At 52.7% G+C, this 10,285-nt stretch carries 8 protein-coding genes; 5 read left to right on the top strand and 3 right to left on the bottom strand.

The annotated features are described in order from the left end of the window. Positions 1 to 28: 28 nt before the first annotated feature. The 4 genes from pelF (at position 29) to R3177_RS09555 (ending at position 4,318) form a co-directional block, all read left to right on the top strand. Positions 29 to 1,534 (top strand): GT4 family glycosyltransferase PelF, encoded by a 1,506-nt coding sequence (gene pelF, locus R3177_RS09570; RefSeq protein ID WP_318970813.1) that lies wholly within the window; start codon positions 29 to 31, stop codon positions 1,532 to 1,534. Further along, complete coding sequence (gene pelG, locus R3177_RS09565) at positions 1,522 to 2,889, top strand: exopolysaccharide Pel transporter PelG (RefSeq protein ID WP_318970812.1); 1,368 nt, start codon at positions 1,522 to 1,524, stop codon at positions 2,887 to 2,889. The genes pelF and pelG overlap by 13 nt, the downstream gene beginning before the upstream one ends. Before the next feature lie 66 nt (positions 2,890 to 2,955). Continuing rightward, positions 2,956 to 3,375, top strand: coding sequence for a hypothetical protein (locus tag R3177_RS09560; protein ID WP_318970811.1), 420 nt, complete (start codon positions 2,956 to 2,958; stop codon positions 3,373 to 3,375). 73 nt (positions 3,376 to 3,448) lie between these two features. Next, positions 3,449 to 4,318 carry a DUF6544 family protein gene (locus tag R3177_RS09555; RefSeq protein WP_318970810.1) on the top strand — a complete coding sequence of 290 codons (870 nt, stop codon included), beginning with the start codon at positions 3,449 to 3,451 and terminating at the stop codon, positions 4,316 to 4,318. Positions 4,319 to 4,394: 76 nt separating this feature from the next. Here the strand turns inward: R3177_RS09555 and R3177_RS09550 are convergent, their stop codons facing one another. The 3 genes from R3177_RS09550 to R3177_RS09540 all read right to left on the bottom strand — a co-directional run bounded on the left by R3177_RS09550 (position 4,395) and on the right by R3177_RS09540 (position 9,159). Continuing rightward, positions 4,395 to 6,476, bottom strand: a complete 2,082-nt coding sequence (locus R3177_RS09550; protein WP_318970809.1) for a S9 family peptidase — start codon at positions 6,474 to 6,476, stop codon at positions 4,395 to 4,397. A gap of 161 nt (positions 6,477 to 6,637) precedes the next feature. Continuing rightward, positions 6,638 to 7,501 (bottom strand): MBL fold metallo-hydrolase, encoded by an 864-nt coding sequence (locus R3177_RS09545; RefSeq protein WP_318970808.1) that lies wholly within the window; start codon positions 7,499 to 7,501, stop codon positions 6,638 to 6,640. 125 nt (positions 7,502 to 7,626) lie between these two features. Next, complete coding sequence (locus R3177_RS09540; RefSeq protein ID WP_318970807.1) at positions 7,627 to 9,159, bottom strand: S41 family peptidase; 1,533 nt, start codon at positions 9,157 to 9,159, stop codon at positions 7,627 to 7,629. A gap of 130 nt (positions 9,160 to 9,289) precedes the next feature. Here R3177_RS09540 and R3177_RS09535 point away from each other — a divergent pair. Then, the coding region (locus R3177_RS09535; protein WP_318970806.1) for a winged helix-turn-helix domain-containing protein at positions 9,290 to 10,285 on the top strand (996 nt) is incomplete at its 3' end.

Genomic DNA, 10,285 nt, shown 5'->3' with positions numbered 1-10,285 from the left:
GTGACCCAATTAAAGGAGTACTGGCGCAGTGCAGCAAGCTGATATCTGCCTGTTACTGGAAGGCACCTACCCCTATGTCAGGGGGGGCGTTTCCAGCTGGGTGCACCAACTGATTAGCGGCTTGCCGCATTATCGTTTTTATCTGGTATTTATTGGCGGCACCCGCCAGAGTTATGCCGGCCAGCATTACCAGCTGCCTGACAATGTGGTTGGCCTGGAAACCCATTTTATTATGGAACCCAGGCAGTTCAGCCCGCCCAGAGCCCGCCTGGGCAAGGCCAAAGCCTTTGCCATGTGGCAACAGGTACTGGCCCGGTTTAATCAGTCTGAGCAGGCATTAACCCCGCAACAGTTGCAGCAGTTGCTTGACGAGCTGGGCCAACGCCATGGCCTGAGCTATGAAGATTTTCTGTACAGTGAGCATTCGTGGCAAATCCTGGTTGAATTATATTTAAGCCGGGCAGAGAATCAGTCGTTTGTCGATTTTTTCTGGACCTTTCGGAATATTTACAGCCCATTGTTCAGTCTGGTACAGATTGCCAATAAGGTGCCCGCAGCCAGAATGCTGCATAGTATCTCGACCGGTTATGCCGGTTTTTTGGGGGCCTTGTTAAAACAGCGGCTGGGTGTGCCTTATTTACTCAGCGAGCATGGTATTTATACCAAAGAGCGCAAGATAGATTTAACCCAGGCCAGCTGGATCCAGGACCGCCATTTTGCCCTGGATACCAGTATTCACAAAAAAATGGAAAACACCCGCAAAACCTGGATTAGCTTCTTTGAGCAACAGGGCAAAACCGCTTACCAGAGCGCCGATCGGATCACCGCGCTGTATCAGGGCAACCGCGAGCGGCAGATCAGCGATGGCGCGCCCGCTGATAAAACCGAGGTGATTGTTAACGGCATTAATCTGCAGCGCTTTGCCCAGGCCAGACAGCAACGCCCCGCCGGGGTACCCAAAGTGGCCGGCCTGATTGGCCGGGTGGTGCCGATTAAAGATATTAAAACCTTTATCAGGGCGATCAGGGTTGCGGTGAACAGCGAACCTGAATTGCAAGGCTGGATTATCGGCCCCACCGAAGAAGACCCGGCCTATGTTAAAGAGTGCGAGCTGCTGATCCACAGTTTGTCGTTACAGCAGCATGTGAAGTTTCTGGGGATGCAGAATGTGGCGGAAATACTGCCGCAGCTTGGGGTCTGTATGCTGACGTCGATCAGTGAAGCCCAACCGCTGGTGCTGCTGGAAGCGATGGCGGCCGGCGTGCCCTGTATCGCCACTGATGTTGGTTCCTGCCGCGAAATTATTTATGGCATGCAGAGGGCCGATCAGGCGCTCGGAGCCTGTGGTTATATTATCGGTATTGCCAACCCGAATCAGGCCAGTACCGCCCTGCTGAAAACCCTGACCGATGACGATAACTGGCGGCGGATGAGCGAAGCCGGTTATGCCAGGGTACAACAATACTACCAGGAACAATTTATGTTCGAGCGTTTTAATCAACTATACGAGACATTAACAACATGGCAGGCATAGGTTTCGAGCTTCGGCACATTCTGAAAAAGAACACCCTGCTATCCTATGTCGAAGCTTATGGTCTGGCGGCGATTATCGGCTCAGGGCCCTGGGTATTATCGATTCTGGCGTTGATGGTCATCGGCATGCTGAGCCTTGGCCGGGTATTCCCGACCGATCTGATTATTCAGTTTCTGGTGCTGGTAACCTATATGATGGCCGGCTCACTGATTTTAAGCGGCCTGTTTCAGTTATTATTTACCCGCTTTATCTCAGACCGCTTATTTGAACAGCAGGAACAACAGGTTACCCCGAACCTGCTCGGTTGTATGCTGGTGATGTCGGTACTGGCGGCATTGAGCGGTGTCGCCATACTGCTGTTAACCGCGCTGCCGGCCGCGATAAAAATCAGCATGCTGACCGCCTTTGTCGTGCTGTGCAATCTGTGGTTAATTATCGTGTTTTTAAGTGGCATGAAGCAGTATTACCGCATCGTATTAACCCTGGTTGGCGGTTACAGCCTGATGGTACTGGCTGCCTGGCTGATGCCCCCGTTTGGCTTACTGGGCCTGTTACTGATTTTTGCCTGCAGCCAGGCTTTAATTGCCTTTACCCTGCTGTTTTTTGTGCTGCGGCACTATCCGTCAGATAAATTAATTGCCTTTGATTTTCTACGCCGCCGCTATGCCTTTGTCTCACTGGCGTTGTGCGGCCTGCTGTATAACCTGGGGGTATGGGCCGACAAGTTTGTGTTCTGGTTTACGCCTGAGGTCTCGTCTCAGGTAATTGATATTTTCCGGGCGTCTTACATTTACGATTTGCCGATCTTTATTGCTTATCTGGCCATTATCCCCGGCATGGCAGTGTTTATGTTACATATGGAAACGGATTTTGCCGCCGCCAATGAAGAGTTTTATCAGACGGTACGCGAGGGCGGAACGCTGGAGGCCATCTTCCTGCTTAAAGATAAAATGGTGCTGGCCTGTAAAAACAGTCTGTATCAGATTTTCAAAATTCAGGGGCTGACCCTGGCATTGCTGCTGCTCTGGAGTGAAGAAATACTGCGATTGTTAAAAATAGATCTGGCCTATTTACATCTGCTGTATGTCGATTTAGTTGGAGTGTCATTACAGGTGCTGGTGATGGCAATTTTAAACGTGATGTTTTATCTGGATAAACGCTATCAGGCACTGGCGCTGATCAGCGTGATGTGCGTTACCAACCTGGGCCTGAGTATGCTGTCAACCGACTTAGGACTGGCGTTTTACGGTTATGGGTTTGCGTTTGCGATGTTAATTACCACCCTGCTTGGCCTGGTAATGTTAAACCGGCAATTTAACCGGCTGGAATATGAAACCTTTATGCTGCAGCGCTAGTGCACCGTGCCAGATAAGCGAATACCTGCTAGGCTTTAACTGTCTGAGCTTTGCAGGACAGTTAAAATGAAATTTAACCCGAAGTTTACTATCTGGGTGGATAACAAAGTATTAATTGCCATGGTCAAAGGCAGCTGGAGCCAGCGCGATGCCGAAGATTATGCCCGGGAATTTAAAGCAGCCGCGGCGCCGTTAACCGGTAGCGACTGGGCCAATATTACCTTGCTGGAAAACTGGCAGCTGGGCGTGCCCGGTATTGAGCCGGTTATTAAAGCCCTGGTTAACTGGACTATCGAACATGGCTTACGTTACTCCGCCCATGTGTACTGGCCCGATACCGTCAAAGAGTACCAGCTTGATAAAATGGTTAAAAATGTGCCAAGCCGGTTTGAAGTGCAAAAATTTAAGCACCCGCAGCAGGCGTTTGACTGGCTGCAAAGCCATGGCTTTGCCACTGATAATCAGCAGAAATTAGCTGTTGATTAACCTCAGCATGGATGCAAGCTGATGTTATTACTGACGCAACCGCGCTACCCGGCGCAGGCGGAGAGTAACTGAGATGCCCGATATCATCACACTGCTGTTTGTCAGCACTATGGTGGCGGTTATTCTGCTGATCACCGGCCTACTTTGCCTGCGGCTGCTGGATTACCGGGCTGATAAGCAACTGTTTGACCAGCTTATTGCCAGCCAGCCCTCTTCTCCCGGCTTATTTGACCCGGCCATGCTCGCCGGCCTGCCTGAAGCGGCAAAACGTTTTTTTACGTTCAGTATTGCGCCCGGCACCCCGCTTTTTACCGTCGCCGATATCGTGATGACTGGCCGCTTTGGTATGGGTAACATTCACAAGCCTGATTATTTGCAGATGAAGGCCAGACAAGTGCTGGCCCCGCCTGGCAGCTTTATCTGGCAAATGCAGGCCAGGAAAAACCTGCTGCGGGTATCAGGCTCAGACAGCGCCAGCTGGACCCGCTTCTGGCTGCATGAGTTGCTGCCGGTGGCCCGCACCGGTGCCAGCCTGGATCAGCGCCGCTCAGCATTTGGCCGCTATGTCGCAGAAGCGCTATTCTGGACTCCGGCCGCGGTATTACCCCGTGCCGGCATTACCTGGACCCACCTGAGCGAGAACAGCGCCCGGCTGACGGTCAGCCATTTTGGCCTTAAGCAAGCAGTGGATTTAACGGTGGCAGAAGATGGCCAGCCGCTGCTGGTCAGCTTTATGCGCTGGAGTAATGCCAACCCGCAACGCAGCTATATGCTGCAGCCTTTTGGTGGCTATTTATCAAATTTCCGTGACTTTAACGGCTTCCGGCTGCCCACCCATGTCGAAGCCGGTAATCACTTTGGCAGCGCGGATTACTTCCCCTTTTTTATCGCTGATGTCAGTGCGATCAGCTGGCCGCAGCATGCAGGCCGCGATTTCGGCTAGCTTGTTAAAGCCGGCTGTGAACTAAAAAAGCGCGCTGTTTGCACAGCGCGCTTTGCTGTCAGCGAAAGCCAAACGCCTAGTTTGGTCCCGGCTTGGCAAAGCGGTTAAACCAGGCTTTTACTTCGTGATACCAGTAAATAGAGTTATTTGGCTTTAAGATCCAGTGGTTTTCATCGGGGAAATAAATCATCCGCGATTCTACACCGCGGCTTTGCAGGGTGCGGAATAACTCAAAGCCCTGGCCAACCGGCACCCGTAAGTCATGCTGACCATGGATCACCAGGGTTGGCGTATTAAAATCGGCGGCAAAGTAATGCGGTGAAATAGCGGTATACAGCTCGGGTTTATCCCAGTAATAACCAAAACGGGTGGAATGCACCGCAAAATCGGCCGCCATCTGCGAGTACATGTTATAGACAGCAGCATGGATCAGCAGCGCTTTATAAGGGTGCTCAGTACCGAGCAAAATGGAGGTTAAATAGCCACCATAGCTGGCACCACCGGCAACCATCCGCTCAGTGTCGATCCAGCTCTGGTTTTCAAACCATTGGGTGGCCGCCTGGATATCGGCCAGCGGCCTGGTGCGCCAGTCGGGGTTAATGGCATCGGCAAAATCCTGGCCAAAACCGCTGGAGCCGTGGAAATTCGGCCAGGCAGTCACATAACCCCAGGACGCAAAGGTTTGTGAGTTCCAGCGATAGCTGAAACTGTTGGTAAAGGCATTATGCGGCCCGCCGTGAATAAGCATTAACAGCGGGTATTTTTTGCTCTTATCAAAGCCCGGCGGATAGTGCACCCACATCTGAATGTCTTTGCCTTCAGCGCCTTTATAGGTTACCGACTCATAACTGCCAAGCTCGACTTCGCTTAGAATCTCATCGTTAAAGTTATCCAGCCGGGTGGTTTTGCCACTGCGCGGGTCTACTTTAACCAGCCGTGCCGGATACATAAAGCTGTCGTTAGTGGCAATCAGGCTGTTACCGGCCTGTACCGGCTGGCTAAAGCTGGTCTCTTTGGTTATGGCGCGCGCTTTGCCACTTTTAGCATCGATATAATACAGCCGGCGGGTGGCGGCATCATCAATGCTGGCATAAAAGCCCCGGCCATCATTAGCCCAGATAAAGCTGCTGACAGAGCGATCCCAGGTACTGGTTACCACCCGACTGGTTTTTTGTGCCAGGTCGTACACCATCAACCGCGCCGTATCGGCATAAAAACCATGAATTTGCTGGCGGCTGAACGCCAGGCTTTTGCCATCGGGGCTGAATGTCGGATCGCTGTCCGGTGCCACATTATCTTTGGTCAGGTTTTCGGCGGTATCACTGCCGATGCGGCTTAAGAAAATATCAATTTTGGCGTCGACCTGGTTATCCCAGCCATTGGCGTTAAACGCCAGATACTGCTCGTTGCTGTCGACATCATAACTGCTGGCGCTCTGGCTGGAACGCGGCAATTGCCGGCCCAGCGGCTGGGTTAGCGGCTGTACCTCGCGACTGTTTGTTGCAGCAGCATTCGTTGCAGAAGCCGTGGCCGCTATCCGGAACAGATGCGCCTGGCGGTCTTCATCCAGGTAGTGATCAAAGTGGGCATACGGCAGCGCATTCCACTGCATGGCAGACACCTTGTCATCTTTGTCGGCTTTTAGCTGCGCCGCCATCTCATCCCAGCTTTTTTCCGGCCACACCCGGCTGATAAAGTACAGATGCTTACCGCGCCATTTCAGGCCATGTACGCCGGTGGGGACCTCCGTTAACCGCTGCGCCTCGCCCGGCACATCCATTGCCAGCAGGTAAATCTGGCCGGCGTCGTCGTTATGGCGCTGGCTGATAAAAGCCAGGGTTTTGCCGTCCGGTGAAAACACCGGCTCACTGGCACGCTGCCCGTCAATGGTTAATGGCCGCTGCTGCTTACCGTCGGCACTGAACAGCCATAAGCGGGTACTGGCTTTGTCGGTTTTAACATCGTAACCGGTGACCGGTGCCACGATGTATTTGCCATCGTCTGATACCACCGGCGAGCCAATCCGCTGCATCTGCCACAGCCGCTCTACCGTTAAGTGTTTGGTGGCGCTGTCGGTGTTGCTGGCAGCGTTAACAACATTCGCGTACAGCATGCCCTGTAGCAGGCAGAGCAGCAGCATTAGAGACACTGTTCTCATGTTAGATAACCCCCGGATTAGTGAAATAGTGATATTGACCGTAATAAAATTAGCGCAATAACCTTAGCGTAAAAAAGAGTGCACAGCCAGTGCCTTACTGGCTGTGGGTTACTGGCTGTGCCAGGGGATAAATCAGCAATCTTCCGGCGATTAAGCGGGGTTTACAGCAGGTTAAGCGGCACTTTTAAATAGGTGGTGCCATTGTCTTCTGCCGGCGGCAGCTGGCCGGCCCGGATATTAACCTGCACGGCCGGCAGAATTAACCGTGGCATCGCCAGCGTGGCATCACGCGCTTCACGCCGTGTAACAAAATCGGCTTTACTGACGCCGCCGCCAATATGGATATTCTGCTGCTTCTGCTCGGCGACACTGGTCAGGTATTGATGCTCGCGGCCAGCGGGCGGGTAGTCGTGACAGATATACATTTCGGTGTTATCCGGCAGCGCCAGCAGTTTTTCTATCGAGTCAAATAAGGTGGCCGCGCTGCCGCCCGGGAAATCGCAGCGCGCCGTGCCGACATCAGGCATAAATAAGGTATCGCCGACAAAGGCCGCCTTATCATTAACAATATAGGCTAAATCAGCCGGCGTATGTCCCGGCAAATGCATAGCGCGGATGGTCATTTCACCGACCTTAAGCGTGTCGCCATCGGCAAATAAGCGATCAAACTGCGAGCCATTGGGCAAAAATTCTTTTTCCAGATTGAACACGTCTTTAAAAATCGCCTGCACTTCGGTAATTTTGGCGCCGATCGCAATTTTTGCGCCGAGTTTACTGCGTAAAAACGGTGCCGCTGATAAATGATCGGCATGGGCATGCGTTTCCAGCAGCCACTCCACCTGCAACTTATGCGCTGTGACGTAATCCAGAATTTTTTCAGCACTGCTGGTGCTGGTGCGGCCTGACTTGTAGTCAAAGTCGAGTACCGGATCAATAATGACCGCTTTACCGGTCGCGTTATCAGCAACCACATAACTGAAGGTTTCACTGTCGTTATCTAAAAATGCCTGTACCTGATAGCTCATATTAACCCCCTGAACTTTTGTCCTACCCAGCGACCAGAGTTAAGTTTATGCTAATATACTATATCCTTATACGATTTGGAAATAACTTTAACGCATATAGCCGGCCGCTAAACCCGCGCTCTATCCTATCGGCTATCCGCGTTAATATAATCGATTAGCTGCTGCAGTGCGGCCTTGTTGTCTGCCGGCAGATCCAGCAGGACATCAGGTGTGACCCCTGCAGGCTTCGCATCACCGTTCGGCCGGATAATCAGTGCCTTGGGATAGCCAACCACAATACCGGTGTGACTAAGGGTAAAGGTTTCCATGGCGCCATAGGTGGTGGCTAAATCGGCAGTTGGCTGACCAATCACAGTGGCAAAATTGTAATCCTGGGCAATAGCGGCTACTGATACCGCATTGCTGTATGAGTGGCGGCCTATCAGCACAAACACTTTAATATCCGACGCCGCGATATTCTGCTCAGAGCGATGCGGCGGGGTATTTTGCAGCGGGAAGGATATAACCGCACCCTCCTGGTTATCGCGGTAAAACTGCTCCAGTTGCCGGGTAATGGCATCAGGCTCGCCCTCTTCCGGCATCCGGGCCCGGTTGGCTGCCCGCGATAATGCTGACACCTTTACCCGAAAATCCGAGGCAAACCGAAACGGCTTATCGGCAAACCAGGCCAGCATATGATCGCTGAAGCTATTGGTGCCGCCGGGGTTATCTCTCAGATCAATGATGATGCTGTGAACACCGGCCGCAACAAAGGTGCCAAATGCCTGGTCGATAAACGCATGAAATTCAGTGGTATCCCATACTTCGGCATCGTTGGTGGCATAGACATTATAAAAGGGTCCGGGCTGCAGATAGCCAATAGTATCCGCCAGGATCCGGTACTGCCGCGGCTCGCTGCTGCCTGAGCCGGCCTTGTTAGCGGTGCGGTTGGCGGCACTATTCTTTGCCTGCTCAGTCTGGTTAAGCGTTGCCTGTTGCAGCTGATAGCGGGCATCGCTGCCAGGCTGTTGCAAGCTCAGGGTATACGATAGCTGTTCGGCATGATGCAACCACAATAGCGGCGCCAGCTGGCTACCGGTCAGGCCGTCAAGCAGGGCGGCGTTATCCGCTGCCAGATAAGCCTGCAGCGGCTGCAGAAATTCCCTGCTCGCAATACCGTTAATGCTGAGCAGCCGTTGCCCGGGCTGCACCCGCGGGTCTGCGCCATAATATTCTGCCACTGTTATGTCATCGCCGTTAATATTGAGACTAAGCGGCAGGGTTTTACCGTCAGCGTCTATAAAGGCACGGTAACTGGCAACGGGAAAGTCAATCCGGGTATGCGCAATACTGGCCAGGGCGACAAACTGCATAAAATGTTTATGGGCCTGCAGCTTTGACATCGGTTTATTCAGCAGTGCCAGATAGTCTGTAAACTGCTGGTCATAGGCCTGCTTTGGATAATGGGCAAATAAATGATAACTGCCCCGCTGCAAATCACGGTACAGTTGCTGAAAATCCTGCTGCAGCTGCTTACTGCTGTATACTTTTTCTGTAGCATTATTTAACGGCATATCCGGCGTTGGGCCAGCCGCCGCGCTAAGGCTTATTAGCAGCGCCAGGCCTGAGCCCCGGCAAACACAGACACGAAAAAACCGGCGTAACAATTGATACAACATAGGGTTATCTCCTTACCATTGACAGAGCCCGGATGGTATTGACCCTTACTGAAATTGTCCTGACAATGGCAGATGATTAACCTGACAAAAATCTGACAATAACTAAATCACTGAATTTAAAATTAATTTTATGACGCAACTTTTGATAGGCGACTGGTACATCGATTTTAGCAGCGGTGCCTGTGTCCGTAAAACCAGCAGCAGGCCCGGGCCGGAAGACAGTTTACGCCGGCTCGAACCCAAGAGTTGTCAGTTATTACAGGTACTGGCGCAGCAACCGGGGCAGCTGGTGGGCAAGGAGCAACTGATTAGCCGGGTATGGCCGGACAGCTACGCCACCGATGACACCCTGGCACGTACGCTGTCGCGGCTTCGAACCATGCTCGATGATGATGCCAGACAGCCGCAATATATCGAAACTGTGCCTAAGCGCGGTTACCGCTTAATTGCGGATGTCAGCAGTGCGACAGATCCGGCGGCTTCTGCTTTTGGCCCTGCCACTTTGGCGAAATTAACAGCACGCCGGCGCCCCCGGTTGCTGCTGCTAGCCTTAATGCTTACACTAACCACAATAGCCGGTCTGCTGGCTTATTTGGCGCTGCGCCCTGCTACCCCGGTTATTAGCAAACCAGCAGACTCCGTTGGCGGCAAAGATTTACTGACCCGGGCCGACGATTATTATCATCAGATGCGCCTGGCAGATAATGAAATGGCTATTGCCCTCTATCAGCAGCATCTGGAACTGCACCCGGGCGCCGGCCTGGCCTACGCCGGCCTGGCTAACGCGCTGGTACAGAAAGCCCTGCGCTGGTCAGGAGAACAAACAGGTGAGCATAACACCCTGACGACAAAAGTTGCTGCCGGCACCCTGGCAGATGATGCCAGCCAGCAACAGCTGCAGCGCGCCCTTAGCCTGGCACAGCAAGCGGTAGCCCTGCAACCGGACAATGCCACGACATTAAAAGCCTTGGGCTTTGTGTTATCAGCACAGGGCCGGTTCAGCGAAGCCATTACCAGTTATCAGCAGGCATTGCTGGCCGACCCCAAAGCCTGGCAGGTGCAACTTAATATCGGCGAGCTGTATCAGGCTACCGGCAACAGGGCACAGGCGTTGACGGCCTATGAG

This window comes from Arsukibacterium sp. (genome assembly GCF_033722355.1).
Classification (GTDB): Bacteria; Pseudomonadota; Gammaproteobacteria; order Enterobacterales; family Alteromonadaceae; genus Alishewanella.
Note: the sequence above shows the minus strand (reverse complement) of the source record. Positions and strands in the feature narration are given on the sequence as shown.

Coding starts and splice junctions, on each gene's coding strand:
- pelG (WP_318970812.1), top strand. CDS start 1,522: ATGGCAGGCATAGGTTTCGAGCTTCGGCACATTCTGAAAAAGAACACC.
- R3177_RS09560 (WP_318970811.1), top strand. CDS start 2,956: ATGAAATTTAACCCGAAGTTTACTATCTGGGTGGATAACAAAGTATTA.
- R3177_RS09555 (WP_318970810.1), top strand. CDS start 3,449: ATGCCCGATATCATCACACTGCTGTTTGTCAGCACTATGGTGGCGGTT.
- R3177_RS09550 (WP_318970809.1), bottom strand. CDS start 6,476: ATGAGAACAGTGTCTCTAATGCTGCTGCTCTGCCTGCTACAGGGCATG.
- R3177_RS09545 (WP_318970808.1), bottom strand. CDS start 7,501: ATGAGCTATCAGGTACAGGCATTTTTAGATAACGACAGTGAAACCTTC.
- R3177_RS09540 (WP_318970807.1), bottom strand. CDS start 9,159: ATGTTGTATCAATTGTTACGCCGGTTTTTTCGTGTCTGTGTTTGCCGG.